Below are 26686 nucleotides of genomic sequence, written 5' to 3'. Positions count from 1 at the left end.
GGCGGCGAACGGCTGCCGTCGCTGGTGCCATGGCACGCGTGACATGGCAATGACGGCTCACCTTCGCGGTGCGCACCTGCCGCGTCAAGCCCGATCCGCCACGCCGCCCCGCCACCCCGCCGCCCCGGCACCCGGGCCGGGTGGACGCACGAAGGCCCCCCACCCCGGGTGGAGGGCCTCGCGTCGTACGGGGGAGGTCAGTTGTCGCTGCCGGTCGCACCCCCGGTCTGACCGCCGGAGGCGGGCTTCAGCTGGACCCAGCCCGCCGTGCTCGGGACGCCCTCCTCGTTGAGCAGGAAGATCATGTAGTAGCCGGGCGGGGCCGCGGCGGCGGACGGCGGCGCCTGCAGTTCGAGGAAGTTGCCGCTGCGGCTCTTGATCCGCAGGTCGAGGTGGCGCTGGCTGGTGTTGACCGAGTGGGTGGCGGTGGTCGGTGCCAGCAGGACGGCACGGGTGACGTCGGAGGCGGTGCTGCTGCTGACCGTGATCTTCTCGTTGTAGCCGACGGTCGGGTTGTACACGGTGCCGAGGTTGGGCCGGCTGCCCTGCTGGAGGTAGGCCGGCTCGTAGATCTCGATGCTGCCGTTCATGTCGTCCGTGATGTCGGGGTCGTTGGCGAGCTGTTGCAGCTCGTCACCGGTGACCATGACCCGGCCGTCCGGGAGCACCACCGCGTTGGAGTGGTAGCCGCGCGGCAGCCGCTGGACGGGGCCGAGCCGCCAGTTCCCGTTCTCGTCGCGCGTCTCGGTCTGGCGGTACTTCAGGTCGGCGTTGGGGTTCTTGTCGCCGTTGCCGTAGTCGCGGATGTCGAAGGAGCCGTTGACGGTGAGCAGCGTGGCGTCCGGCATCAGGAGGGTGTCGTCCTGGGTGCGGCCGAACGCGCGGGGCTTCTCGGTGTTCCACTTGCCGCCGACCAGCTGGTACGTGTTCGGGTCGTCCCGGTTGCCGCCGAGGATCAGGACCGAGTCCGGGCCCCTGAAGCCGGCGGGCAGCGGCACGGCGGAGCCGTAGTTGCGCTTCAGGCCGTCGGGGCGGGGCGGCAGGTCGGAGCGGGTCTCGCTGTTGATGTCGAACAGCCACTGCTGTTCGGGGGAGCGTCCGAGGCCGTAGATCTTGCCGTCGCGCAGCGAGAACAGGTGCGGGTAGTCCCAGGTGAAGGGGGCGTCGGCCTTGAACCTGTCGAGCGCGTAGCCCTGCGGCCGGTCCGTCTTGAGGTAGGGCACCGGTGTGTTCTTGGCGGGGAACCGCTCGACGATCGGGGTGGGCGTGCCCCAGCCCAGCTCCGACTGGCCGGACATGATCAGCTGCCGCCCGTCGGCGCCGGTCACCACCGTGGGGTACCAGCGTCCCACCGCCATGTCCCGGTTCTGGTACCAGACTTCCTGCCACGGGTCGAAGACCAGGGACAGCTTGGCGCCGCTGCCGCCGTTGCCGCCCAGGTTGCCGCCGAAGACGCCCAGCATCCCGTTGGGCAGGTACGAGTGGCCGGCGCAGAAGAACGGAGCCGGGCGGGGTTCGTTCTTCCCGTCCGGCATGTTGACCACCGGGGGAGTCACCTTGGTGAACGAGCCGGCACCGGTGCCCTTGGTCGGGTCCCAGAGGTAGGCCCGGCCGGCGTTCTCCTTGCCGATGGTGTCGGTCGGCGCCGGCTCCTTCTGGGGGTTGGTCTCGATCCGCTCGAAGGAGAACAGCAGCACCTTGCCGGTGGGCAGCAGGGCGATGTGGGCGGCGAAGTCGGGGGACTGGAAGTACTCCCGGAACCTGCCGAACTCGGCCGGGTCGAAACCGGCGTTGGCGGCCGCCTGGGAGTCGGTGAGTGCCTTGAGCCGCTCGGTCCGGGTGCTCTGCGGGTACTCGCCGACGCCCCGCAGGGCCGACCTGGTGCGGGCGTGCTCCTCGGCGTGCTCCTTGCCGAGCGCGGCGGCCTCGTCCGGGTCGACGGCGGTCGGTTTCGCCAGGCCGGGACCGGGCTCGGCCGGGCCGGCCGCGGGGGTGTCGCCGTGACCGCCGTGGTGGCTGAGGGCGGCCACCGGCGCGGCGGCGGCGAGCACGGTGGTGGCCGTCACGGCGGCGACGGCACAGGCTGCGATCGCGGACAACGTCCGCCGGGAGGCGCGGGCCCTCCGGGTCGGGGGCTGCCCGGCGGTGGTGGGCGGGTTCCTGCGGGACATGGGGCTCCTTGCGAGCGGGGGGACGGGACGCGTGGCGAGGGGCGGCGGAGCACCCGGACCACGCCGGGCACCGGACTCGATGCGGGATACATCGCATACGCTCAGTGACGGCACTCAGTGTCCGTGGCGAGGTGTCCGTTGTCGCGCCGACGCGCGCAGCGGAGTGCGTGCCTGTCGGTTCGTGTCCCCAAAGACCTTTTGGCAGGAGGTAATTCCATACTCAGGTTCGGCCGGCCGGGCTAATCGGCGGCTCGGGACCTGGTCAGCGTTCGAGTACGCACCATAGTCTCGTGGCTACCCTCCGCGATCGCGGCCGGGTACGAGCCGGGGAGAGCGCATGCCGAACGACCTGAAGCTGTCCGGGAGCGACGACATCCAGGGGGATGTGATCGCGGGCTTCAAGAAGGACCGGACGACCCTGCTCTTCCTCAAGTTCGAGGACGCCACGCGGGCGCGGACCTGGGTGAAGCGACTGGCGCCGCTGATCTCCACCACCCGGCAGGTGGCCGCCTTCAACGGTGCCTTCCGCAGGGCGAGGGCGAGTTCCGGCGGCGACGACCCGCAGTCGCTGAAGGCCACCTGGATCAACGTCAGCTTCACCTACGAGGGTCTGAAGGTCCTGACCGGCAAGGATCCGCTGCCCTCGGTGCGGCCCGGTGGCACGTTCGAGGCCTTCAGGCAGGGCTCGGACAAGCGGGCCCTCGGTGACACCGGCGACAGCTCCCCGGAGAACTGGCTCTTCGGTGACGGGAAGGGCCAGACCGTCCACGCGGTGGTCACCGTCGCCTCCGACACCGTCGAGGACCTCCAGGCGGCCGTGACCGCGCAGCGCGAGGCCGCCGCCCAGGCCAAGATCGTGATCGTCTTCCAGCAGAACGGCGAGACGCTGCCCGGCAGCCGGCGCGGCAAGGAGCACTTCGGTTTCAAGGACGGCGTCAGCGAGCCCGGCGTGCTCGGCTACGACGAACCCGACCCGGAGCGGCCCGAGTACGTCAGGGGCAAGCCCGGCACCCGGCTGATCCCGGCGGGCGAGTTCCTGCTCGGCCACGACCGGATCGGCGGGATCCCCTACGACACCCCGCCGGACTGGGCCGTCAACGGCAGCTTCCACGTGGTCCGCCGGCTCGCCCAGGACGTCCCCGCCTGGTGGGCCCAGGTCGCCGTCCAGCTGAAGGTCCTCAAGCGGGCCAAGGTGGTGCCGGACGAGGCCACCACCGAATGGCTCGCCGCGCGCATGGTCGGCCGCTGGCGCTCGGGCACACCCGTCGCCAAGTGTCCGAACGCCGACATGCCGTCCAACGCGCTCTCCGGCGACGACAACGACTTCGGCTACCGCAACGACCCCGAGGGCTTCACCACCCCGCTCTTCTCCCACCTGCGCAAGACCAACCCCAGGGACGGGCTGCTCGAAGCACCCGGCGCCGAACCGCTCCCCGAGAAGCCGGTGATGGACCGCCGCAGGCTCATGCGGCGTGGCGTCCCGTACGGCGCACCCTTCGACCCCGCCTCGGACGGCCCGGGCGGCCCCGACGCCCCGCGCGGACTGGTCTTCGTCTCCTACCAGTCCGACCTGGTCGAGCAGTTCGAGTTCGTCCAGAAGGCCTGGATCAACAACGTCGACTTCCCGCCCGGCCGCGGCGGCAAGCCGGGGCCCGACCCCATGGTCGGCCCGACCGGCACGGTCTCCTTCGAGTCGCCCGGCGCGACCACCGAGCTGACGTTCAGCCAGTTCGTCGTCACCGAGGGCTCGGTGTACGCCTTCGCCCCCTCGCTCACCACGCTGCGCCACCTCGGCGACGGCCGGCTCACCGACCGGCTCCCCAGCGCCGTCCGGCCGACCGACGCCTTCCTGCCGATCCCGGACATGCAGCGGGAGAACGGGAAGAGCTGGTACTGGGCGTACGGGACGGGCGGCGAGGGCCCGGTCTGCCGGACGATCTCCATCGCCGACGGCAACGAGCACAACGACGCGGTGGAGCGGCCGGACCGCCCGCTGACGACCTGGCCGTGCTACGACGGCGTCACCAGGGTGGACGCGGTCCTGCCCGTCCCGGACGAGCAGCGGATCAACGGCCGGAGCCGCTACTGGCTGTTCCACACCACCGAGGGTCGGCAGGTCTACCGGCTGATCTCCGTCGCGGACGGTGCGGAGCGGGGGCTGCAGCCCGGCGCCGCGTGCGCCGTTGACCGGCCCGACCGGCCGATCTCCGCCTGGGACTCCTTCAGCGGGATCGCCCAGGTGGACGCCCTGCTGGCGGTGCCGGACATTCAGCGGACGAACGGGAAGAGCTACTACTGGCTGTTCCACACCCTCCTCGGGCAGCAGGTCTACCGGCTGATCTCGGTCGCGGACGGCAGCGCGCACACCGACGTCATCGAGCGCGGCGACCGTTCGCTCGGCCTCTGGCCGTCGCTGGCCGGGATCCCGAGGATCGACGAGTTCCTCGCCGTCCCGGACATGCAGCGGGTCGACGGACTGAGCCTGTTCTGGGTCTTCCACCAGGACGCGTACCGGATCATCGGCATCGCCGACGGCGCCGCGCACCACGACCGGATCGTGGTCCCGGACCGCCCGCTGACCCTGTGGCGGTCCCTGACCTCCTGACCCGCCGGCTCGCGGCCGCCCGGAGGCGTCCGGGCGGCCTCAGTCCAGCAGCTCCGGCGCGAAGTAGTCCCGCAGCCGGGCGATCCGCCCGTCCCGGATGCGGAAGATCTGCACCAGCGAGACGGTCATGTCCGGGCCGGCCCCGCCGCCGTCGAAGACCGTGTCGATCTCGGCGATGAACACGTCGGGATCGGTGGTGGTGTGGAGCACGTAGCCGGACTTCTCCAGGTTCGGCAGGCCGGTCTCCCTCAGCTCCCGCGCGTAGTGCGCGGCCATCTGCCTGCGGATCTCCTCGCGGCCCACCAGCCTCCGGGGGAAGGCGGCCCCGGCGGGCAGCAGCGGCGCTTCGAGGACGCCGTCCGCGGTGAAGGTCTCGGCCAGGGCGTCGGCGTTCCGGGTCAGCGGACCGGCGTGGGCGTAGCTCTCGAAGATCTCCTGCGGTGTACGGGACACGGCTGCCTCCCCGGGGTCGTCAACTGATGCCCCACACAATCACAGTGCCGCCCGCGGGGCGGCGGTTTCCGGTGACCTGCCGTCCGGTCGCACCGGCCGTCACAGGCCCCCGCCGCGCCAGATGTTGTCGAAGGCCGCGTCCTCGACGGCCCGTCGGCGGCGGACGGCGTCCAGTTCCCTGACGGCGTCGTGGACGGTGGCCAGCACGGTCGCCACGGTGTCGTCGGTCACGTCCGGTTCGTCCTCGGAGCGTGCGGGCCCGATCCCGGCGGCAGCCGCGAGGCCGGTGAGGACGGGTTCGCGCGCCGCCAGGCGGTCCGTCGCCGCACGGCGGTCGGGGGATTCCTCCGGCACCGGTCCGGCCGCCCCGGAGGGCCGGCGCCGGCGGTGCGGCCGTCCGGTCCGGCCTTCGGGTTCCAGGGTGGCCCGGTAGGCGGCGGCCAGTCCGCGGCCCCTGCGCCAGAGCCAGTCCTCGACGGATTCGTACGGTGGCTGGCGGACGAGCTCCGCGGCGGCCCGGTCCAGCAGGTCGTCCGCGATCGTCGGCCGCAGGTCCGGCACGATCACGTCTCCGTCGAGCCGGACGGCGCCGGCGCCGAGCAGGTCGATCAGTTCGGCCCCCGCGAGCGCGAGCGACAGTTCGCCCTGTTCGGGCGGGCGGCCGGACTCCGCGTCCAGGGCGACGAGCAGCAGGTCCTGAGGTGTGGTGGTCATGGGCCATCCGTGGTCCGGCGGCGGGTGGGGGAGGTCGGTGCGCCCGCGCTCGCGCGGGTACGGGTCAGGCTACGGCCGCCCGCGCCGAGCCGCAGGCCGACGACCCGGAAGGGGTTCGAACAGGCGTCCGATAAAGTGGGTTCGAGGCTGCGGGAGACTCCCGCGCGCGTGACGGCAAAGGACCACCCATGCCCGCTGGAGACCTGAAGCAGCAGCTTGCCGAGCGCTTCCGCGAGATCAACGGCGTCCACCCGATGACCCCCGCCGACGACGCCTACGTCAGCCGGCAGTTCGTCGTCCTGGCCGGGCCGCGGGCGGGGACGAGTGGGACGCCTACCTGAGCGGGCAGTACGTCTGCCTGCACTCCGTCACGCCGGCCACCATCCAGCGCAAGGGCGGCCTGACGGCGGCGATCGCCGCCGCACCCGGGGAGCCAGACGCCGGCACCGCCGCCTGGTCGTCCCGCCTGCACACCATGGTCGACGAACTCGACGCACTGGAGCCGCGGTTCGCCGACTACGACCGCCTGCGCTTCGGAGGCCCGACCTCGCGCGACCTGTGCATCGACGCGGTGCGCGCCCGCCACCCGCGGCCCGCCCGGCAGCCGTAGGCCGGTCGACCGGGCGAGGCGCCGCGCGGCGGCACGGTGTCAGCCCGCCTCGCCGCCGGGGGTGATCCGCAGCGTGACCAGCTCGAACGGCCGCAGGGACAGCTCGACACCGTCACCGGCCACGGCGACCTCGCCGCGCGTGCCGTCCCACGGCCGCTCCAGCAGGTCGCAGGGCACCGCCCCGGCCAACGGGAACGACGTGGAGAGCCGGCCCCGGGCACGGCCGCCGTTCGCCTCGTAGACGCGGACGACCAGGTCGCCGCTGCGGTCGTCGGCGAGCTTGACGGCGCTGACAACCAGCGCGTCGTGGCCGACGGCGACCAGCGGCCGGACGGCCTCGGCGGTACCGGCCACCCGACGCTCGGGCAGGCTGATCAGGTAGCCCTCCCGGACGGCGTCGGCGATCGAGGCGCCCGGCACCAGCGCGTGCCGGAACCGGTGCACCCCCTGGTCGGTCCGCGGGTCGGGGAAGCGCGGCGCGCGCAGCAGCGAGAACCGGACCGTCGTGGTGGTGCCGCCGTCCCCGTCCCGCACCGCGCGGGTGACGTCGTGGCCGTAGGTCGACGCCGTCACCAGCGCGACCCCCCAGCCGGGTTCGTCCAGGTGAACGAAGCGGTGGTTGCACGCCTCGAACTTGGCGGCCTCCCAACTGGTGTTGGTGTGGGTCGGTCGGTACAGGTGGCCGAACTGCGTCTCCGCGGCGTACCGCTCGGTGTGCACGTCCAGCGGGAAGGCGGCCTTGAGGAACTTCTCCGTCTCGTGCCAGTCCACCTCGGTGTCGATGTCCAGCCGCCCGGCACCCGCCCGCAGGGTGAGCAGCTGGAGCACCGTGGAGGAGCCGAACGACCGGGCCACCCGCACCGTGACGGCCTCCTCCGAGGCGGCGGCGACCGTCACCTCGTCCGCCGCGGTCAGGTCGGTGACCGTGTTGCGGTAGAACCGGTCGACGTCCCAGGCGTCCCACATGTTGGGGAAGTCGGGGTGCAGCTGGAGCAGGTTGGCGCGGGTGCCGGGGGCCACCGTCTCGCGCCCGCTCGCCCGGTCGACCACCGACACCACCAGGCCGTCGCCGTCCACCGCCACGTCCAGCAGCCCGTTGCCGAGCAGGAACCCGCCGCCGGGCCGCTCCGTCACCGAACAGCCGCCCGCGGCCGCCACGGCCGCCGCCCCACCGGCCGGCACCGCGGACCGGGCGTGCGGCGCCGCGTTGAACACCAGCTCGCGGCCGCCCGCCGGATCCCCGGCCAGCGCCCGCTGGGCCCGGCCGATCAGCCGCTCCAGCTCCTCGGCGACGGCCCCGTACGTCCTCTCGGCCTCGCGGTGCACCCAGGCGATCGAGGAGCCCGGCAGGATGTCGTGGAACTGGTGCAGCAGCACCGTCTTCCAGATCCGGTCCAGCTCCTCGTACGGGTACGCCGCGCCGCACCGCAGTGCGGCGGTCGCGCACCACAACTCGGCCTCGCGGAGCAGGTTCTCGCTGCGGCGGTTGCCCTGCTTGGTCCTGGCCTGGCTGGTCAGCGTCGCCCGGTGCAGCTCCAGGTAGAGCTCGCCGACCCAGACCGGCGGGTTCGGGTACTCGGCCTGCGCCTTCTCGAAGAACTCGGCGGGCCGCTCCCAGCGGACCGTGGCCGAGCCCTCCAGGTCCCGCAGCCGGGACGCCTTCGCGACCATCTCGCGGGTGGTGCCGCCACCGCCGTCACCCCAGCCGGTCGGCGCGATCGAGTGCCGCGCGACGCCCTTGTCCTTGAAGTTCCTCGCCGCGTGCGCGATCTCGCTGCCCTTCATGGCGCAGTTGTAGGTGTCCACCGGCGGGAAGTGCGTGAAGATCCGCGTCCCGTCGATGCCCTCCCACAGGAACGTGTGGTGCGGGAACTTGTTGACCTGGCTCCACGAGATCTTCTGCGTCAGCAGCCACGTGGAGCCCGCGTTGCGGATGATCTGCGGCAGCCCGCCGGTGAAGCCGAACGTGTCCGGCAGCCACGCCTCCCGGTTCTCGACCCCGAACTCCTCCAGGAAGAACCGCTTGCCGTGGACGAACTGCCGGGCCATCGCCTCGGACCCCGGCATGTTGGTGTCGGACTCCACCCACATCCCGCCGGCCGGCACGAACCGGCCCTCGGCCACCGCCTTCTTCACCCGGGCGTACACCTCGGGCCGGTGCTCCTTGATCCAGGCGTACTGCTGCGCCTGGGACATGGCGTAGACGAAGTCCGGCTCGTCCTCCAGCAGCGCCGTCATGTTGGCGGTCGTCCGGGCGACCTTGCGGACCGTCTCGCGCAGCGGCCACAGCCACGCCGAGTCGATGTGCGCGTGGCCGACCGCGCTGATCCGGTGCGCCGAGGGCGCCGCGGGCGAGGCCAGCACCCCGGCCAGCTGCTCCCGGGCCGCGGCGGCGGTGCCGCCGACGTCCTGGAGGTCGACGGTGTCCAGGGCACGCTCGACCGCCCGCAGCACGTCCCAGCGGCGGGCCGACTCGACGGGCAGCTCCGCCATCAGCTCGCCGAGCACCTCCAGGTCCATGACGAGCTGCCAGACCGTCTCGTCGAACACCGCGAGGTCCGTCCGGGCCAGTCGGTACTGAGGCTCGTCCCCGGCGGTCTCCCGGTCGCCGAGCTCGGTCGGCAGGAAGGGGTGGTAGTCGAGGATGACCGGGTTGGACGCGGCCTCGACGTGCAGCAGCACCCGCTCCCCGCCGGCCGCCGGGGCGGCGATCCGCACCCACTGGTTCTGCGGGTTGAGCCCCTTCACCGGGGTGCCGTCCGGACGGTAGACCAGGCCCTCGCACTGGAAGCCGGGCATGTTGGCGTCGAAGCCCAGGTCGATCAGCGCCTCGACGGTCCTCCCGGCCCACGCCTCGGGCACCGTGCCCGAGACGGTGAGCCAGCTGGTGCCCCACGGCGCGCCCCACGCGTCGCCGACGGCGATCGGGGTGCGCGGAGCGGCGAGTCCCTCGGCGACCGGGACGGGCTCGCCGGGGGCGGTCCAGATGCCGACCTCCAGCGGGACGGACTCGGCGTACACCGCCGGGCGGATGCGTTCGTCCAGGACGCGCTTGAGGCGGGACTCGACCAGGGTGCGGTCATCATGCATGGCAGCGGGCTCCGTTGCGTGACTCGGGGGACGGGCGAGAGGGGTGTGCGCGAGGGGCCGCTGTCAGCGTACGTCGCCCGGCTGGACCACGTCGGTGATCCCGCGGGCGGCCAGCAACTCCCGGTTCCCGGCGTGTTCGGCGAGGACGGTGGTCGGGCGGGCGCCGGCCTCGGCGAGGCGCATGAACGCCTCGAACACCGGCCCGCCGGGGGCGCAGACCGAGCGCCGGGGAGCGGTGACCTCGTCGCCGGTGGCGACCACCACGGCGGTGGTGCGCGGCCGGGGCGGACGCCAGCCGGCCCGCACCTCCTCGACGGCCGCGGCGATCCGGGCGCCGGCCGGTTTGACCCGGCGGTCGGTGGTGAGCAGCCCGAGGCCGTACTCCAGCTCGGGGAAGTCCGCCAGCGAGCGGTCCACGTCGTGCGAGCACCACCACGTGACGCCCCAGAGGTCCGGGCAGTCCAGCACGGCCGTGAGGGTGTCGCCGGTGAACCGGGCGGCGTCCTGGGCGGTGATGTGCGGGGCCGGCGCGCCGACCTCCTGCAGCCAGACCGGACGGTGCGGGTCCCCGGCCCAGGCCTTGGAGAGCTCGACCAGGTACGCGGCGTGCTGCGCGGTCGGGACGGAGTGCGCCCCGTACCGCTGCGCGGTGCCGTTGAACACCCAGGAGTGCACGGCGGTGGCGGCGCCGATCCGGGCCGAGTGCCACGGGGTGAAGGGGTGGTCGTCCTGGTACCAGGCGGCGTCGTAGGAGGCGTGCAGGTGGAACCGGCCCGGCGCGCCCTGCTCGCAGGCGGCGAGCATCCGGTGCAGCCAGGCGTCGGCCTGGGCGGGGGTGACGCGGTCGGGGTCGGGGTGCGGCTCGCCGGAGAACTGGTCGATCTCGTTGCCGACCGTCATGCCGAGGAAGTTCGGCCGGCCGGCCAGGGCCGTCGCGAGGGTGCGCAGGTAGGCGGCCTGGCCGTCGAGCACCTCGGGGTCGGTGAAGATGTTGCGCCGGTGCCAGGTCTGCGTCCAGGAGGGCAGGAAGTCGAAGCTCGACAGGTGGCCCTGCAGGCCGTCCACGCAGACGTCCAGGCCGCGTTCGCCGGCCGCGTCGACCAGCTGGGTCAGCTGCTCGACGGCGCGCGGGCGGATCAGGGTGCGGTTGGGCTGGAAGACGGGCCAGAGCGGGAAGACCCGGACGTGGTCGAGGCCGAGGGCGGCGATCGAGTCCAGGTCGGCACGGACGGCGTCGAGGTCGAAGTCGAGCCAGTGGTGGAACCAGCCGTCGGCCGGGGTGTAGTTGACGCCGAAGCGCGGTGCGCCGGGTGCGCTCGGGGGGCCGGGCGGTGCGCCGGGCGGGGTGCGGTCCGGACGGGGGGCCGGGGTGCGGTCCGGACGGGGGGCCGGGGTGCGGGCCGGTACGGGGTCCTGGGCGGCGGTCATGCGCGGTGGGCTTCCTCGGTGGGTGCGGGCCGGGGTGCGGGCCGGTACGGGGTCCTGGGCGGCGGGCTATCCCTTGACGGCTCCCTCCTCCACGCCCTTGAAGAAGAAGCGCTGGCAGAGGGCGAACACCACGACGATCGGCAGGAAGGCGATCATGGTGCCGGCCGCGATCAGTCGGGGGTTGGCGCTGAACGTGCCGTTGAGGTACTGGAGTCCGACGGTGAGGGTGTACTTCTGCGGGTCGTTGAGCACGATCAGCGGCCACAGGAAGTCGTCCCAGGCCCCGATGAAGGTGAAGATGACGATCACGCTGAGCATGCCGCGCACGTTCGGCAGGCCGATGTGCCACAGCCGCTGCCAGACGCTCGCGCCGTCCACCAGCGCGGCCTGGTCCAACTCCGGTGGCACGGCGGCGAAGGCGGTCCGCATCAGGAGCACGTTCAGCATGGCGACCGCACCGGGCAGCGCGACGCCCACCAGCGAGTCGGCCAGGCCCAGGCTGCGGACCGTCACGTACTGGGAGACGACGGTGACCTCGCCGGGCAGGACGAGGGTGGCCAGGAAGAGTCCGAGGACGAGTCGGGCGCCGCGGAAACGCAGCTTGGCGAGGGCGTAGCCGGCCAGGGTGCAGCCGACCACGTTCCCGAGCACCGCGATGGCCGCGACCAGGAGCGAGTTGGCGGCGTACGTCCAGACCGGGATGGTGTCGGCGACCTTCGCGTAGTTGGCGAAGGTGAGGTCCTCGGGCAGGAAGGCGGGGGTGCGGGTGTAGACGTCCTCGCCGGGGCCCTTGAGCGAGGTGGAGAGCTGCCAGAGGAAGGGGCCGATCACCAGCATCAGGACGGCGAGCAGGAGCAGGTAGCGCAGGGCCGTGCGGCCGGCGGTGGAGCCGTACGGGCCCGGGGCGGCGCGTCGGGTGGTCACGGCGTCAGTCCGCCTTCCGGTTCAGGCGCATCAGCAGCAGCATCGGGCCGAGGGTGATCACGAACAGCAGGAGGCTGAGCGCGGAGGCGTAGCCGAGGTGGCCGGTGAAGCCGCGGCTGTACATCTGGATCAGCATCACCACCGACATGTCCCGGCCGCCGGGGCCGCCGGTGCCGTTGGAGAGCACGTACAGCTCGGAGAAGACGCGCAGCGCGGAGACCGAGATCAGGACGGAGACCAGCAGCATGGTGGGCCGCACCCCGGGCAGGGTGACGTGCCAGAACCGGCGGGCGGCGCCGGCGCCGTCGACCGCGGCGGCCTCGTGCAGTTCCCGGCCCACGTTGGCGAGCGCGGACAGGTAGATGACCATGTAGTAGCCGAGCCCCTTCCAGGTGGTCAGGGCGATCGCGCTGAACAGCAGCAGCCAGCGGTCGGTGAGGAAGGAGACCGGTGCGTCCGCCAGCCCGCTCTGCTGGAGCACCCCGTTGACCAGTCCGCGGTCGTCCAGCACCCAGCCCCAGATCAGCGCCACCACGACGGCGGAGGCGATGACCGGGGTGTAGAACGCGGTGCGGAAGAACGTGATGCCGGGCACCTTGCGCTGGACCAGCAGGGCGAGCAGCAGCGGCAGGAAGGTGAGCAGCGGGAGGCAGGCCAGCAGGTAGACGATGCTGTTGAGGAGGGCGTCCGCCAGCTGGTCGTCGCCGAGGACGCGTTCGAAGTTGTCGAGGCCGGTGAAGCGTCCACCGCCCAGGGGTTTGGCGTTGGTGAACGAGAGGATCACCGTGTTGACCGTCGGCCAGAGGTTGAAGACGGCCAGCCAGACCATCGCGGGCCCGGCGAGCAGCCAGGGGGTGAACCAGCGCCGGTGGGTCATGCGGATGCCTTCCTGGGGGCGGTGCGGGGTCGTTCCCGGGGCGGGCGGCCTGGGCGCGGCCGCCACGCCACCGGTACGGGGCGTTCCGGCGCCGGATCAGCCCTTGAGGAGCTGGTTGCAGCGTTCGACGGCGGTGTCCAGGGCCTGCTTGGAGCCCGCCTCGCCGCTGATGGCCAGGGCGATCTGCTGGTTGATGACCGTGCTCATCGCGTCGTCCACCGGGACGGGTTGGAGGATCTTCGCCTTGGCCAGCGAGCCGAACGCGATCACCTTGGCGTCCCCGGCGTTGGTGCCGTCGCTCCGGCTGAAGAACGGGTCGTCGGCGGAGGCCTTGGTGGACGGGAAGATGCTGGTCAGGTGGGCGAAGGCGGACTGGTTCTCGGGGCTGGTGATCCAGCGGGCCAGGGCCACCGCGGCGGCCGGGTTCCTGGTGCTCCGGGGGATCGACAGGCCCTGGACGTACAGCGGTGGCGTGCCCATCGCGGGGGAGGGGACGACCTTCGGTGCGAGCGTCGGGTTGTCGGTGGCGAGGCTGGTGATGAAGTTGCCCCCGCCGGTGGTCCACGCCGCCGTACCGGAGTTGAAGAGTTTGGTGTTGCCGGCGTAGGTGTCGGTCAGGACGTCCTTCGGCAGCAGGCCCTCCTTGAAGGCGTCGCGGTAGCGGTCGAGCAGGGCGGCGGCCTCGGGGGTGTTGAAGGTGAAGCTCCTGCCGTCGTCGGACATCACCTTGACGCCGGCGTTGACCAGGTCGCCGAGGCCGGGCTTGCGGCTCATCAGGTAGGTGGAGCCGCCGGACTTCTGCTTCATCACCCGGGCCTGGGCGATCAGCTCGTCCAGCGTGGTGGGAAGGGCCTTCGGGTCCAGGCCGTACTTCGCCAGCAGCTCCGAACTCCAGTAGTTGACGTCGGTGTTGAGGTACCACGGGTAGCCGAAGGTGCCGTCGCGGCCGGCGAACCGGTAGGCGTCGACGCCGCCCGCGACGTACTCGTCGGCGAGCTTCGGATCCGCCTTGGCGACGTCCAGCAGCAGGTCCTGCTTGGCCAGCGGGAGGGCGAAGTCGGGCGGGAGGTTCACCACGTCCGGCAGGCTCCCGGCGGCGGCCTGGCTGAGGACCTTGGCCGAGTAGCCGTCGCCCGGCTGGTCCAGCCACTCGACCTCGACACCCGGGTACTTCTTCTTGAAGCCGTCGATCACGCCCTGCACGTAGTCGGTGAACTTCGGTTTGAGCGCCCAGGTCTGGAGCGAGACCTTGCCCTTGACCTCGCCGGACGCGGCGCTGGCCGCGGTGTCGCCGCTCTTGGTGCCGGAGTCGAGTCCGCAGCCGGTGAGCGCGGCGGCGGTGACCGCGGCCGTCGTCAGTGCCGCCCAGATTCTTCGCATGAGGGTCTCCCGGTCCTGGGGGTGGGTGGGGATCGTGCTGACGTGCCGAACCTGCCGTACTAAACCGGTATAGCCGTTGCAGGGACTATGGTCCCGCGCAAACTTTGATGTCAAGGGAGCAATCGGATTCGACGGGTGCGCCGACTGCTTCCGTGGCCCTCCGGCCGGCCGGTCGGCTTCCTCCGGGGTGGCCGGCAGTCGGGTCCGGCCGGAGTGCGGGGGACGGATCGTCTGCTGGCTCGAACTCGGCTCGGTGGATGAGCCGTTGGCCCGCGGGGCGAGCGCGCCTTGCGATCGGTGCGGGGCGTGTCGGCTCTCTGACCTGCACATGCTCAGTCGGGGGTGCGCGGCCCGTTGACGACAGTCCTGAACCGGTTTAGCCTCCGTTCACCGACCGCCCCGCGGGCCGGACCGGGCCGCCCGCCGCCCGGGGTCCTGCGGTGCCCGCCGCATCGCGCTGCCCGGTGCCGCCCGGTGCTGCCCGGTGCCGCGCTCGCAGGCCTACCGGACGGCCGGGCCCCGGGCCCACCCCCACCCGCCTCCGCCCGATCGGAGCACACGCCATGCCACGACGACTCCCCCTCCTGCTGAGCGCCGTCCTCGCAGCCGCCGTCCTGGGCGCCGGCCCGGCCGCCCAGGCCCGGCCGGCCGGGACCGCCCCGGCCGCCGCACCCGCGACAGCGGCCGCCGGCACCCAGCCGTACGCCTCGTACTGGTACCCCAACACGATCCTGAACTGGGATCCGGCCACCGACCCGGACGCCCGCTTCAACCGCTCCAGCGTCCCCCTCCGGCCGCGTACCAGCGACCCCGCGCTCCGGGCCAACCCCAACGCCCGCGCCGGCGAAGGCAAGATCGCTTCCCTGGCCGCGTTCGGGCCGACCTCCAACAACCCCTCCCAGGGCTCCGCCGACCCGAGCTACTACGCCTTCGGCTACTGGCAGTACGTCGACAAGCTGGTCTTCTGGGGCGGCTCCGCCGGCGAGGGGCTCATCCTCGCCCCCAACCCGACGGTGATCGACGCCGCCCACCGCAACGGCGTCAAGGTCTACGGCACGGTCTTCTTCCCGCCGGTCGCCTACGGCGGCCAACTCCAGTGGGTGCGCGACTTCGTGCTGAAGTCCGGCAGTCGCTACCCGGTCGCCGACAAGCTCACCCAGGCCGCCCGGTACTACGGCTTCGACGGCTGGTTCATCAACCAGGAGACCGGCGGCGGCACCACCGCCCTGGCCACCGAGGTCCGCAACCTGATGCAGTACACCAAGGCGCAGAGCGGCACCGAGTTCATGTGGTACGACGCCATGACCGAGTCGGGCTCGGTCTCCTGGCAGAACGCGCTCACCACCGCCAACGACGCGTTCCTCCAGGACGGCACCCGCCGCACCGCGGACTCGATGTTCCTCAACTTCGGCTGGAGTGCCGACGGCCTCGCCTCCTCGCGCAGCCGCGCCACGGCCCTCGGCCGCAGCCCGTACGAGCTCTACTCCGGCATCGACACCGAGGCCAACGGCTACAACACCGGCGTCGACTGGAACACCCTCTTCCCGGCCGGCGGCCGGCACACCACCTCACTCGGCCTCTACCGGCCCGAGTGGACCTGGAAGAGCGCGACCGACCGCGCCGACTTCTACGCCAAGGACGCCCGCTACTGGGTCGGCGCCAACAACGACCCCTCCGACACCACGACGTCCTCCAGCTGGAAGGGGCTCGCCGCCTACGTCGCCGAGTCCTCCCCGATCACCGCCAAACCCTTCGTCACCAACTTCGACACCGGCCAGGGCGACTTCTACAACGCGGGCGGCACCCGGGTCGCCACCGGAGGCTGGAACAACCTCTCGCTGCAGGACGTCCCGCCCACCTACCGCTGGCTGGTCACCTCCACCGGGAGCAGGCTCACCCCGTCCGTCGACTTCGGCGACGCCTACGAGGGCGGCTCCTCGCTGCGCCTCACCGGCAGGCTGGACGCCGCCAACACCGTCCGCCTCTACCAGACCAGACTCCCCGTCGCGGCGGACAGCAAGCTCTCCGTGGTCCTGAAGACGCCGGCGGCCGGGGCGTCCGACCTCAAGGCCGCGGTCTCCTTCACCGACGCGCCGGGCAGCTTCACCACCCTCGACCTCGGCGCCACGACGGGCACCGGCTGGGAGCGCCGGACCGTCGACCTCTCCGCGTACGCGGGCCGCACCATCGCACAGATCGGCCTCCGGGTCGACGGCAACAACCCCGCCTACGACGTACGGGTGGGTCAACTCGCCTTCTACGACGGATCGGTGGACGTGACGGCCGCCCCGAGCGGCCTCACCGTGCTCGGCGCCACCGACGTGGTGCCCGGATCGAGCCGGTCGCTGCGGCTCTCCTGGACGGCTGCGCCGAGCGGCTCCGTCCACCACTACGAGCTGTACCGGCGCAACGCGGACGGCACCCGCAGCTACCTCGGCGCCACCCCGTCCGACGCGTACTTCGTCAGCCGGCTCGACCGTGCCGGCACCGAGAGCAGCACCACCGTCGAGGTGGAGGCCGTCTCGGCCGAGTACGGCCGCTCGGCTGCCGCCAGTACCTCCGTCTCCTGGACCGGCACCCCGCCGGTCGACGGCAACCTGGCCCTGAACCGCCCGGCCACCGCCTCGGGCCGGTGCAACGCCGACGAGAGCCCGGCCAAGGCCGTCAACGGCAGTGTCAACGGCGGGAACGGCGACAAGTGGTGCACCACGACCGCGGACAAGTGGCTGGAGGTCGACCTCGGTTCGGCGCGTGCGCTCTCCAGGTTCGTGGTCAAGCACGCCTCGGCCGGCGGGGAGAGCGCCTCGTACAACACCCGGGACTTCACCGTGCAGGTCCGCTCCTCGGCCACCGACCCGTGGACCACCGTCGCCACCGTCACCGGCAACACCGCCGGCACCACGACCCACCCCGTCACCACCACGGCCCGCTACGTCCGCCTGGTGGTCACCAGGCCGACCCAGACCACCGATCCGGCGGCCCGGATCTACGAGTTCGAGGCCTGGGGCGCGTAGCGCCGTCCGGCCGGTCGCCTGCACCCCGGCCGGCCCGTGCCGGCGACCGCCGCCGCCGGCCGGCCGGGGTCAGTCGTGGGCCGGTGCCGGCTCCGGGGCTGGGGCGAGGGCGGGCTTCAGCGCGGTCAGCACGCTCTGCATGTAGGACGGCGGGAACGGGCGGGTGCGCAGCAGCCAGGCGTGGTACAGCGGACCGTAGATGAGCTCCACCGTCAGCTCCAGGTCGAGGTCGGGGCGGAGCTGCCCGGCGTCCCGGGCCCCGGCCAGGCGGGCGAGGGCCGCGTCGATGGAGCCCCGCAGGATCCTCCGCACGGAGTCGGCGGCGTACTCCTCGGTCTGTGCGGCGGCGATCAGGCCCCGCCAGATGGCACCGAACTCGGTGTCGAAGAGCCGCGTGACGTTGCCGGTCTGGGTGGCGAGGTCGGTCCAGATGTCCCCGGTGTCGGGGAAGGTGGCGGACGCGTCGCGCTGGATCTCCACCCCTTCGGCCAGGATCGCCGCCTTGGAGGGCCACCAGCGGTAGATCGTCGTCTTGCCGACGCCCGCCCGGGCGGCGATCGCCTCGATGGTGGTCGCGGCGAATCCCCGCTCGGCGCAGAGCTCGAAGGCGGCCGCGATGATCGCCTGGCGCGCGTGCTCGCTGCGGCGGGCCGGATCCGGGGTGGGCATGGCCCGATCCTATCCCAGCGAAACGCTACGTATCGTGTTGACAGGGATCCGTGCCGCTGGGACGGTGGTCGCGCGAAACGATCCGTTTCGCGCCGCCGGCCGGGGTCGGACACGGGGGTGCCGACCGCGGCCCGTACGCGATCGGCCGGGGCGTCCGCGCGAAGGTCCGCGCACGCCCCGGCCGGGCCTGGGGCCACCCGCGGAGATTGCTAGGCTGCGCCGGTGACCGCACCCACCGTCCGGAGCGTCCGTGCCCTGCACGAGAAGTACGCCCCCAGCACCGAGGCGCTCGACCTGGTCCTGACCCACTGCGAGATCGTGTCCCGGATCGCGCTGGCCCTCGCGGCCCGCACCGCGCAGCCCGTCGACACGGAACTGGTCGAGATCGGAGCGCTGCTCCACGACATCGGCGTCTACCGGCTCGACGGCGGCGCCTACATCCGGCACGGCGTGCTCGGCCACGAGATCCTGCGCGCCGAGGGCCTGCCCGAGTCGTACTGCCGGTTCGCCTCCTGCCACACCGGGGTCGGACTGACCCGGCAGGACATCGAGGACCAGGCCCTGCCCATCCCCGCCTGCGACTACCTCGCCGGAACCGCCGAGGAGCGGCTGGTGATGTACGCGGACAAGTTCCACTCCAAGAGCACCCCGCCGAGGTTCCTCGACGCGGCCGCCTACGCGCAGCGGCTGACGGTCTTCGGCCCCGACAAGGTGGCCGTCTTCGACGCCATGGTCACGGAGTTCGGCGAGCCCGACCTCGCGCCGCTCGTCGCGGAGTACGGCCACGCCTGGCAGCAGGGCGCGGCGCTCCGCGGCTGAGCGCCGACGATCCGAGCCGGGGGTCTCGGTCACGGCCGACCCACCGGCCGCTGCGGCCCACCGGCCCGGGGCCGCCGGCCGCACCGGTCACGACTCCGGGTGGACCCTGGCGCCGTCCGGCGACCCGGTGGGGCGGGGAGCGACGGCACCGCGGCGCGGTGGGGCGGTGAGGACCGCGATCTCGGAGCCGAAGCCGACCACCAGTTCCCCGGTCGGGGCGAAGGTGATCGCTCCGACCGGTTCGGGGAAGGGCAGGTCCGGGCCCACCCGGCGGCCGGTGGCCAGGTCGCGGACGCGGACGCTGTGGTCCGCCCATCCGCCGGTGGCCAGGACCGGGCGGCCGTGCAGCCTCCCCGTCGCCGCGACCCGGGCTCCCCGGCGCTGGTCGGTGAGCGGCTCCCCGATCTGCTCACCGGTCGCCAGGTCCCACACCCGGACGGTGCCGTCGTCGCCGACGGTGACCGCGACGGTGCGGCCGTTCAGCTCGGTCACGGCCAGGGCCGTCACCCAGCCGGCGTGGTCGGTGAGCGGCCCCCCGACCTGCTCGCCGGTGGCCGGTTCCCAGACCGTCCCGCCGTCGCCCGCGGTGGCGACGACCGGCCGGCCGTCCACTTCCGCCGCCGCCAGGGCCATCACCCAGCCGGCGTGGTCGGTGAGCGGTCCACCGATCCGGCGACGGGTCGTCAGGTCCCAGACCAGCACCGTGCCGTCGGCGCCGCCGGTGACCGCGACCGGGCGCCCGTGGACCCGCGTCACGGTGACGGCGCGGGCGGGGCGGGAGGTGACGCGCTCGCAGTAGCCGGTCGTCAGGTCGTGCAGACGTAGTCCGTCACCGCCGGCCGTGACGGCCACCTTGCGGTGGTCGACGGTCGCGGTCGCCAGGGCCTCCACCGGCGCGGTCGGCCCGGTCAGGGCCGGACCGAGCGGCGCGCCGGTGCCGAGGTCCCACCGCCGGAGCGTGCCGTCCTCACTCCCGGTGACCACGGTCGCGCGGCCCTGGACCCGGGTCACCGCCACGGCGCGGACCTGCCCGGTGTGGCCCCCGGGCGGCGCACCGAGTTCGCAGGCGAGGTCCCAGACCCAGGCCGCGTCGTCCGAGCCGCCGGTGACGGCGACCGGAAGGCCGTCCACGACGGCCGCCGCGACCGCCCGGACGCCGTCGGGGTGGCCGGTCAGCGGCGCTCCGAGGGCGGTCCGGCCGGCCAGGTCCCACCTGCGGAGCGTGCCGTCCTCCCCACCGGTCACCGCGACCGCCCGGCCCTGCACCACGGTCGTCGCCAGCGCCCACACCGGCCCGGAGTGGGCGCCGATCGGCCGGCCGATCGGCCGTCGGCCGGCCGGATCCCACAGCCGGACGGTGCCGTCCCAACCGCCGGAGACGGCAACCAACCGGCCGGACACCGTGGTCGAGGCGAGCGCGAGGACGGCGCCGGTGTGGCCGGGCAACGGCCGGCCGGTCCGCCTCCCGGTGGCAAGGTCCCAGAGCCGCACCGTTCCGCGGCAACTGCCGGTGAGCACGGCCGTACGGCCGCGCACCACGGCGGTCGTCAGCGCCGTCACCGCCGTGGTCCGCCCGGTGAAGGAGATCGGCAGAACCCGGCCGGTGAGCAGGTCCCAGACCCGCATCCCGGTCTCGTCGCCGGCGTCCACCACGACGGTGCGGCCGTCCAGTCGAGCCGTCGCGACCGCCCGTACCGGCCCGCCGGGAGGCGCGCCGAGCGCCCGTCCGGTGGCGAGGTCCCACGCCCGTACGGTCCCGTCCCAGGCGCTGCACACCGCGACCGCCCGCCCCTCGGCCGTGGCGGTCGCGACGGTACGCAGTCCCGAGGTGCGCCAGGGCGGTGCCGGGCCGAACCGGCGGCCGGTGGCCAGGTCCCGGACGCCCACCGCGCCGTCGGTGCTCCCGGTGACCACGACCGGGACGCCCTCCACCACCGCCGTCGCCACGGGCCCGCGCGGCCGGCCGCCGAGCGGGCGCAGTCGGTGCCCGTCGAGCCGCGCGCCGACCGTCCAGCGGACCTCCCACCCGGCCGTGTCCCCGTCCTGATCGGCGTCGTGCGCGGCGACGGCGTCGATCGCGTCGAGCCGGTCGACCAGCGTGCGGTGCCCCCACCGGGCGGCCTCCAGGCGCAGCCGCCACCGGCGGCGGTCCGCGCCCATCGTGCGGTGCGCGCCCAGCGACCGCCAGTACACCCACGCGGACAGCCGGGCGTGCCAGCCGGAGGCCGCGCCCAGCAGCGGGATCACCTCGTCCGGATCGGCCCGGATCAGGAACTCGGCGTCCGCCAACAGGTCGTCGGCCTGACCGGCCTGACCGGCCTGACCGGCCTGACCGGCCTGACCGGCCTGACCGGCCTGACCGGGCAGGACGGCCGGCTCGGCCCCTGCGGTCGGTCGTACCGGTTCGTCCTCCGCCCGGTGGGAATCGGGTATCGGATGCACGTCGGCCCCTCCTGATCATTGGTTCGACACGGACTGCTGTGTCCGAACGGTCCGGCAACCTGCTCGAGGTGCGGGGGAGTTGCGGCCCTCAGGCGGCGCTCGGCAGCCCGGCAGGTGGCCCACCAGGCGTTGCCGTTCGAACGGAACCGGGCGCCGTGCGCCGAGGCGAAGGACAGGACGATCGCCAGTCCGAGCCCGTGCTCCTCCCCGGCCGCACGCCGATCCGGGCTGCCGCTCCCGCCCGGGGCAGGCCCGCCGTCGGTGACCTTCCCAGTCGTCCAGGAGTTCGGCCGACACCCGCCGGGCAGCGCGGACGGACCACGGGCCGTGCGCCAGGTCCCACGAGCAGCGGTCGTACCGGAGTGCCTGTCCACCCCGGTGATTCCTGTCGGTCGGGTCATCCAGGTCGTCCCTACCATTGCGGTCGTGCCGGTCGTGCCGGTCGTGCCCGTGCCGCCGGAATCGGTCGGTGGAACGACGGACCGGAATCCCGTCGGTGGTGATTGCGCCCGGACGGTGACGACCGTTCCGACGCTCGTCATGCGCCATGGATCCTCCTCGGCAGACAGCCGGCCGGCGCGCCGGTCGTCCTCGCGATCGGGGCGTGACCTGCGGCTGTCGGAGAAGACCCTACGGACGTCCGCCGCCGCCCATAACGTGCGTCCGTTGCGCGGCGGGTGGCATTCGTTGCGCGATCCGGGCCTGCGCGCGCAATCGTTGCCCGGCCGTTGTTCCGGCCCGTCGCGGTCCCGGCTCAGCCGATGAGTCGGGAGAGCGCCACCAGGCTGCGGCTCCGCTGTACCCCGGGTTCCTTGCGGATGCGCTCGATGACCGTCTCCAGGTGGCGCATGTCCGTGACCAGCAGGTGCACCAGGGCGTCCGAGTCGCCGGTGACCGTCCAGGCCGAGAGCACCTCGGGGAACTGCCGCAGCGACGACAGGATCTCCTCGGGCGGGGTGCGTTCCCGGCAGTAGACCTCGACGAAGGCCTCGGTGCCCCACCCCAGCAGCGCCGGATCGAGCACCACCGTGAAACCGCGCACCACCCCCTGCGCCCGCAACCGGTCGATGCGTCGCTTCACCGCGCTAGCGGACAGATTGACCCGCACACCCATCTGCGCGAACGATGCCCGGGCGTCCTGGCCGAGGTGCCGCAGCAACAGGAGGTCGGTGGCGTCCAGCCCGGCAGCCGCCGACGGTGCCGGCGCCGGGCCGCTTACCGCCGCGAGGCGCCCGCAACCGGTCACTTCGCCGAGCGGGGGCACGTCGTGCCCTTGCTGGTCTCTCAGCACGTGGTCGACTCCTTCGTGGGTGGCCGCCGGATCGTGGACGCGCGGCTTCTGCCTCCCCGGCGGGCGGCCTCCTGGCAGGGCCGTCAACAGGGGCCGGCGCCTTGGCCGTTCGGCGGAGGGGCGGACGTCGGCGCACGGCCCGCGCCGGCCGGCGGCGAGCAGGGGTCTGTGCGGGGGTGAGAGGGCTGCGCACTGATGGTGTCGGCAGCGGGGCCCGGCGCACGGCTCGTGCGGAGGCGGGATGCGCCCGGGGGTTGCCCGGCCGAATGCGGTCCCACCAGTGCGGCCCCACGAGGCCCGTCCGGTCACAGTAGGAGCGAATCACCGCATAGGCATTGGCCGGAGCACACAGACCACGGGCAGCGCCTTGTGCAGATTGTCCAGATCCGGGCCGGACGTCTCCGGCTCGCGTCCGTTCTGACGGCCCGACAGCCCGCAGGTCGTCGCCGGTGGGGATCCGGGGGCGGGGTCCTACCGCGTCTGCGGGGCCGGGCGGGCGGCGGCCAGCACCTCGGGCAGTGAACCGTCGAAGGTGGGGAGCAGCTCGGCCAGCCGGCGCCAGAAGCCCGGGGCCGCGCCCGCCGCCGCGTCGTGGGCCAGGTCGGCGCAGAGGCCGGCCCAGCGGTCGCGGCTCGCGGTGCCGGAGGCCAGGGCCCGGCCGTGGGAGAGGGCCTCGCGCGCCGGTCGGATGGCGGCGAGCACCGCCCGGTCGTCGAGGACCCCCGCGCTGCGGACCTGGCCGATCACGATGCCGGGCACAGCCGGGGAGCCGAGGTTCGCCAGCGCCGTGCGGGCGGCGGCCGGGCTGCCGGCGGAGAGCCGGAACAGGTGGGTGGGCGGCAGCGCAGCGGCCAGTGCGTCGGGGAACCCCGGGCGGGCGGCCAGCACGCACAGGACGGGCCCGGGCAGCGGCTCGGCGTCGTGGGCGTCGACCAGTTCGGGCCAGGGCGGCGCGGCGCGCTCGCCGTACGCGGCGTCCAGGACGGCCTGGGCCTCGACCGGTCCGCCGCACCGGCGCAGGGCCGTGATCGGATCCGTCGCGAGGGGCCGGGCCGGCGTGCGGCGGGCGAGTAGGCGGCGCAGCCCCTCGTGGTGGTGGGCGGAGTCGTCGGTGGCGTCGTCTAGGCCCCCGTGCAGCCCGTAAAGCCAGGCGCAGACCGTGGGGGTGCGGGCGTGCGTCGAGTACGCCCAGCGTGCGAACGGCTCCCGTGGTGGGACGCCCGCCTGCTGGAGGCGGTCGAGGACCAGGTGGAGCAGGTGACTCCGGGCCCGCTGCCGCAGGACGGGCTCGGCCGCGGCCGCCAGCGCGCTGTCGTCGAACCGTGCGACCAGGTCGGCCAGCACCTCGGGCGGCGCCAGCGCGAGGACCCGCAGGTCGAAGGTGTCGGAGGCGGATCCGGCGGCGGGACGGCCGAGCCCGCGCAGCAGCCCGCGCAGGGATCCGCGATGGCCGCTCAGCCGGCGGGCGACGGTGAGCCAGGCCTCCCGGTCGTCGCCCAGTGACGCCCGCAGCGCCGTGCCGACGGCCTCCCAGAACCACAGCAACTGCCGTTGGTGGTTGTGGTCGTAGCCGTCGTAGGCCCGGATCAGCAGGTCCAGCCGGGTGGCGGCGGACACGATCCCGGCCGCGTTGCGCTCGGTCAGCACCTCGCGGAGCAGGGCGGGCCGCAGCTCACCGATCCGGGACAGCCCCGGCCACCACGCCCGGGCGGGCGGCTCGCCCCGGCGGACCACCAGGCGGCCGGCCACCCGCGGGTCCCAGGGCGTGAGGAGCGCGTCCGTGATGTCCTCGGGGCAGTCGTCCCGCGCGATCAGGGCTCGCCGCTGGGCCCGGCCGAACGGCTCGCCGCCGTGCGCGGCGGCCAGGGCGGGCCAGTCCGGCGGGACGGCCGCCAGGATCGCGTCGCAGCTCAGGACGGTACCGGCCGCCCGCAGCGCGGCGATCCGGTCCTCGGCGCCGGCGGCCGGGTCGGTTCTGCGGGGACGGTGCGTCCTCGGGTGTGCGTCGGCCGCGGCCGCGAGCAGGTCGCCGAGTTCGGCGAAGGCGCGGTAGCGCACGTCCGGCGGCAGCAGCGACGCGACCCACTCGGCCAGCATCGCGCCGTACACCACCTGCTTCTCGGGTGTGCCCGGTGACCACACCGCCATCTTGCGCCCCCCGTTCGGCTTCCGTGCCGAGCGTATCCCGTGTCACCCGGGGTGTTGTCGTGCCGACCCGCTCGCTGGATTGACCTGTGGAGCCGGAGTCGAATTGCACCTGACAGCGGGTCACTTCAGCTCCTAGGATGATCATTATGAACAAGCAGACCTCCTTCGCCCCCATCCTCACCCGCGCCGCCGAGGCCGAGACCGCCAGCGACCCGAGCAGCGTCATGACCCTGCTGGCCGACTCGGACACCACCGGCGGTCAACTCACCAGCTACCGCTCCTCCTTCGCCAAGGGGGCGATCGGCGCGCCGGCCCACTTCCACACCAGGGCCTCGGAGATGTTCTTCGTGATCGACGGCTCGCTCCAGGTGCTCCTCGGTGAGGAGCTGACGGTGCTGAACAAGGGCGACTTCCTGCTCGTCCCGCCGCACACCCCGCACGCCTTCGCCGCCGCCCCGGGGGCCGAGGCGGACGTCCTGTTCGTCTTCACCCCCGGCATGGCCCGCTTCGACTACCTGCGGCTGCTGGGCCGGGTGATGCGCGGGGAGGCGAGCCCGCAGGAGATCAAGGACTCCTCCGAGCAGTACGACAACCACTACGTGGACAGCCCCGTCTGGCAGAAGGCCCTCGCCGAGCGCGCCTGACCCGGTGCGGGGACCGGCGGGCCTGGACGGCGGCGGGCCCGCCGTCCGCGGCGGGGCCCGTCGTCGCCGTCAGGAGCCGAACACCGCCTCGGTCTGGGCGGTGTCCTCGGTGCCGCGGTAGTGGACGATCTTCCCGTCGCGGAAGGTGAACCGGTGGTGCAGGTCCATCGCCAGCAGCTTCCCGCTGGCTCGGTGGGTGGCCCGCATCCGTACGACGGTCAGGACGTCGTGGTCGTTGGCGGCGAAGGACAGCGGGGTGAACTCCTCGACCGCCATGGTGGAGCCGAACTGCGCGAAGAAATCGGCGACTTCGGCCTTCCCGTGGCGGACGCCGTACCACGGCGCCGCGGTGGACGCCGCCTCCGAGGCCCAGTCGACGTCGTCGGCCAGCCTGGCGAGGATCCCGGGCACGTCACCACTGCCGAACGCCGTGTAGACCGATCTGATCGTCTCGATCATGTTCTGCTCGTTCACCGGACACCCCTCTCCGGTCGATGTCGGCACCTCCATGTCGGCATCTCCATGCTAGGCACGGCCCGCGCGCCCCGCCTTCCCGGCTGCCCGCGCGGCTCCGGTCCGCGGCTCCCGGTCCGCTGCTCCGGGGCCGGGGGCGCGGCCTATGCTGGGGCGGTGACAGCGACAGCCGGGCAGGGACCGGTGCTTCGGGCGGATGCCGCGCGGAACCGCGCCAAGGTGCTCCAGGTCGCCCGCGAGCAACTGGCCGCCGGTGACGACTCGCTCCAGCTGAACGCCATCGCCCGGCTCGCCGGTGTGGGTGTCGGCACCGTGTACCGGCACTTCCCCAACCGGCACGCGCTGGTGGAGGCGCTGTCCGCGGAACGGTTCCGGGAGCTGGTCGGCGAGGCGCAGGCGGCGGCCGCCGCCGAGGACGCCCTCAGCGGCCTGCACCACCTGCTGCGCTTCGCGCTGGACCGGGCGCTGGACGACGCCGGGTTCGCGGCCGTGCTGGAGTCCGCCACCGCGGCCGAGGCGCAGACCGCGGCGATGAAGGCGGAACTGGACGGTGCGGTCGCCGACCTCCTGGACCGCGCCCGCCTCGACGGTGTCATCCGCGCCGGCATCGCGGCGGACGACGTGCGCCGGCTGCTCTGCGGCATCGAGCACGCCGTGCGCTCCGGTGACGCGGGCTCGGACCCGGACGCCGACGCCGAACGCCGGGAGCTCTACCTCGGCATCCTGCTGGACGGCCTTCGCCCGCCGCGCTGACTGCGGAGCGCCCACCGGACGTCGTACCGGCACCGCCACTGCGGTAGTCGGGCGCGGCCCACTCCACCGACGCACTCCCATCGACTAAGGGCGTCCGCCAGTAGGTGGTAGCAGTGCAGGCACGGTTCGCCCGATCATGGAGGTCTCTACGCTTCATGATCACCGGGGGATCCGTGCCTG

The 26686-nt window shown here is 73.3% G+C and carries 18 protein-coding genes and 1 pseudogene; 6 read left to right on the top strand and 13 right to left on the bottom strand.

Annotated elements, in window-relative coordinates; genetic code table 11:
• Positions 1-197: 197 nt before the first annotated feature.
• Complete coding sequence (locus tag ACIOFR_RS34355; protein ID WP_401003444.1) at positions 198-2171, bottom strand: galactose oxidase-like domain-containing protein; 1974 nt, start codon at positions 2169-2171, stop codon at positions 198-200.
• Between the two features lie 337 nt (positions 2172-2508).
• On the opposite strand from ACIOFR_RS34355, the gene ACIOFR_RS34350 reads away from it, so the two are divergent.
• Complete coding sequence (locus ACIOFR_RS34350; RefSeq protein WP_401003442.1) at positions 2509-4776, top strand: Dyp-type peroxidase; 2268 nt, start codon at positions 2509-2511, stop codon at positions 4774-4776.
• Positions 4777-4815: 39 nt separating this feature from the next.
• On the opposite strand, the gene ACIOFR_RS34345 is transcribed toward ACIOFR_RS34350, so the two are convergent.
• Both ACIOFR_RS34345 and ACIOFR_RS34340 read right to left on the bottom strand, forming a co-directional pair.
• Positions 4816-5229: a nuclear transport factor 2 family protein gene (locus ACIOFR_RS34345; protein WP_401003440.1), complete on the bottom strand. Its 414-nt coding sequence runs from the start codon at positions 5227-5229 to the stop codon at positions 4816-4818.
• 99 nt (positions 5230-5328) lie between these two features.
• Positions 5329-5943 carry a GPP34 family phosphoprotein gene (locus tag ACIOFR_RS34340; RefSeq protein WP_401003438.1) on the bottom strand — a complete coding sequence of 205 codons (615 nt, stop codon included), beginning with the start codon at positions 5941-5943 and terminating at the stop codon, positions 5329-5331.
• 188 nt (positions 5944-6131) lie between these two features.
• Here ACIOFR_RS34340 and ACIOFR_RS34335 point away from each other — a divergent pair.
• Positions 6132-6553, top strand: a pseudogene (locus tag ACIOFR_RS34335) (DUF6058 family natural product biosynthesis protein).
• A gap of 39 nt (positions 6554-6592) precedes the next feature.
• Here ACIOFR_RS34335 and ACIOFR_RS34330 read toward each other — a convergent pair.
• The 5 genes from ACIOFR_RS34330 to ACIOFR_RS34310 form a co-directional block, all read right to left on the bottom strand.
• Positions 6593-9643 carry an alpha-mannosidase gene (locus ACIOFR_RS34330; protein ID WP_401003436.1) on the bottom strand — a complete coding sequence of 1017 codons (3051 nt, stop codon included), beginning with the start codon at positions 9641-9643 and terminating at the stop codon, positions 6593-6595.
• Between the two features lie 63 nt (positions 9644-9706).
• The gene (locus ACIOFR_RS34325) at positions 9707-11071 is read right to left on the bottom strand and encodes a glycosyl hydrolase (protein WP_401003434.1); all 1365 of its coding nucleotides are present in this window, start codon (positions 11069-11071) and stop codon (positions 9707-9709) included.
• A 66-nt stretch (positions 11072-11137) separates the two neighbouring features.
• A complete protein-coding gene (locus ACIOFR_RS34320) occupies positions 11138-11995 on the bottom strand; it encodes a carbohydrate ABC transporter permease (protein WP_401003432.1) in 858 nt (285 codons plus the stop codon).
• 4 nt (positions 11996-11999) lie between these two features.
• The gene (locus ACIOFR_RS34315; RefSeq protein WP_401003430.1) at positions 12000-12872 is read right to left on the bottom strand and encodes a carbohydrate ABC transporter permease; all 873 of its coding nucleotides are present in this window, start codon (positions 12870-12872) and stop codon (positions 12000-12002) included.
• A 96-nt stretch (positions 12873-12968) separates the two neighbouring features.
• Positions 12969-14252 (bottom strand): ABC transporter substrate-binding protein, encoded by a 1284-nt coding sequence (locus ACIOFR_RS34310; RefSeq protein WP_401003428.1) that lies wholly within the window; start codon positions 14250-14252, stop codon positions 12969-12971.
• 563 nt (positions 14253-14815) lie between these two features.
• On the opposite strand from ACIOFR_RS34310, the gene ACIOFR_RS34305 reads away from it, so the two are divergent.
• A complete protein-coding gene (locus ACIOFR_RS34305; RefSeq protein ID WP_401003426.1) occupies positions 14816-17266 on the top strand; it encodes a discoidin domain-containing protein in 2451 nt (816 codons plus the stop codon).
• 69 nt (positions 17267-17335) lie between these two features.
• Here the strand turns inward: ACIOFR_RS34305 and ACIOFR_RS34300 are convergent, their stop codons facing one another.
• Positions 17336-17935 carry a TetR/AcrR family transcriptional regulator gene (locus ACIOFR_RS34300; RefSeq protein WP_401003424.1) on the bottom strand — a complete coding sequence of 200 codons (600 nt, stop codon included), beginning with the start codon at positions 17933-17935 and terminating at the stop codon, positions 17336-17338.
• Positions 17936-18157: 222 nt separating this feature from the next.
• On the opposite strand from ACIOFR_RS34300, the gene ACIOFR_RS34295 reads away from it, so the two are divergent.
• The gene (locus ACIOFR_RS34295) at positions 18158-18754 is read left to right on the top strand and encodes an HDIG domain-containing metalloprotein (protein WP_401003422.1); all 597 of its coding nucleotides are present in this window, start codon (positions 18158-18160) and stop codon (positions 18752-18754) included.
• Positions 18755-18841: 87 nt separating this feature from the next.
• Here the strand turns inward: ACIOFR_RS34295 and ACIOFR_RS34290 are convergent, their stop codons facing one another.
• The 3 genes from ACIOFR_RS34290 to ACIOFR_RS34280 form a co-directional block, all read right to left on the bottom strand.
• Positions 18842-21196, bottom strand: coding sequence for a WD40 repeat domain-containing protein (locus ACIOFR_RS34290; protein ID WP_401003420.1), 2355 nt, complete (start codon positions 21194-21196; stop codon positions 18842-18844).
• A gap of 754 nt (positions 21197-21950) precedes the next feature.
• The gene (locus ACIOFR_RS34285; protein WP_401003496.1) at positions 21951-22376 is read right to left on the bottom strand and encodes an Lrp/AsnC family transcriptional regulator; all 426 of its coding nucleotides are present in this window, start codon (positions 22374-22376) and stop codon (positions 21951-21953) included.
• 582 nt (positions 22377-22958) lie between these two features.
• Positions 22959-24635, bottom strand: a complete 1677-nt coding sequence (locus ACIOFR_RS34280; RefSeq protein WP_401003418.1) for a hypothetical protein — start codon at positions 24633-24635, stop codon at positions 22959-22961.
• A gap of 146 nt (positions 24636-24781) precedes the next feature.
• On the opposite strand from ACIOFR_RS34280, the gene ACIOFR_RS34275 reads away from it, so the two are divergent.
• A complete protein-coding gene (locus ACIOFR_RS34275; RefSeq protein WP_401003416.1) occupies positions 24782-25279 on the top strand; it encodes a cupin domain-containing protein in 498 nt (165 codons plus the stop codon).
• Positions 25280-25348: 69 nt separating this feature from the next.
• Here ACIOFR_RS34275 and ACIOFR_RS34270 read toward each other — a convergent pair whose 3' ends face one another.
• Complete coding sequence (locus ACIOFR_RS34270; protein WP_401003414.1) at positions 25349-25753, bottom strand: nuclear transport factor 2 family protein; 405 nt, start codon at positions 25751-25753, stop codon at positions 25349-25351.
• Between the two features lie 156 nt (positions 25754-25909).
• On the opposite strand from ACIOFR_RS34270, the gene ACIOFR_RS34265 reads away from it, so the two are divergent.
• Positions 25910-26506 (top strand): TetR/AcrR family transcriptional regulator, encoded by a 597-nt coding sequence (locus tag ACIOFR_RS34265; protein ID WP_401003412.1) that lies wholly within the window; start codon positions 25910-25912, stop codon positions 26504-26506.
• Positions 26507-26686 lie beyond the last annotated feature (180 nt).

Source organism: Kitasatospora sp. NPDC088346 (assembly GCF_044740765.1).
In the GTDB taxonomy this organism is placed as follows: domain Bacteria; phylum Actinomycetota; class Actinomycetes; order Streptomycetales; family Streptomycetaceae; genus Kitasatospora.
This window is presented reverse-complemented; position numbering and strand designations above follow the sequence as displayed.

Bases quoted from the DNA above. Each gene is read 5' to 3' on its own strand.
- ACIOFR_RS34355 (WP_401003444.1), bottom strand. From the start codon at position 2,171: ATGTCCCGCAGGAACCCGCCCACCACCGCCGGGCAGCCCCCGACCCGG.
- ACIOFR_RS34350 (WP_401003442.1), top strand. From the start codon at position 2,509: ATGCCGAACGACCTGAAGCTGTCCGGGAGCGACGACATCCAGGGGGAT.
- ACIOFR_RS34340 (WP_401003438.1), bottom strand. From the start codon at position 5,943: ATGACCACCACACCTCAGGACCTGCTGCTCGTCGCCCTGGACGCGGAG.
- ACIOFR_RS34330 (WP_401003436.1), bottom strand. From the start codon at position 9,643: ATGCATGATGACCGCACCCTGGTCGAGTCCCGCCTCAAGCGCGTCCTG.
- ACIOFR_RS34325 (WP_401003434.1), bottom strand. From the start codon at position 11,071: ATGACCGCCGCCCAGGACCCCGTACCGGCCCGCACCCCGGCCCCCCGT.
- ACIOFR_RS34315 (WP_401003430.1), bottom strand. From the start codon at position 12,872: ATGACCCACCGGCGCTGGTTCACCCCCTGGCTGCTCGCCGGGCCCGCG.
- ACIOFR_RS34310 (WP_401003428.1), bottom strand. From the start codon at position 14,252: ATGCGAAGAATCTGGGCGGCACTGACGACGGCCGCGGTCACCGCCGCC.
- ACIOFR_RS34305 (WP_401003426.1), top strand. From the start codon at position 14,816: ATGCCACGACGACTCCCCCTCCTGCTGAGCGCCGTCCTCGCAGCCGCC.
- ACIOFR_RS34300 (WP_401003424.1), bottom strand. From the start codon at position 17,935: ATGCCCACCCCGGATCCGGCCCGCCGCAGCGAGCACGCGCGCCAGGCG.
- ACIOFR_RS34280 (WP_401003418.1), bottom strand. From the start codon at position 24,635: ATGGCGGTGTGGTCACCGGGCACACCCGAGAAGCAGGTGGTGTACGGC.
- ACIOFR_RS34275 (WP_401003416.1), top strand. From the start codon at position 24,782: ATGAACAAGCAGACCTCCTTCGCCCCCATCCTCACCCGCGCCGCCGAG.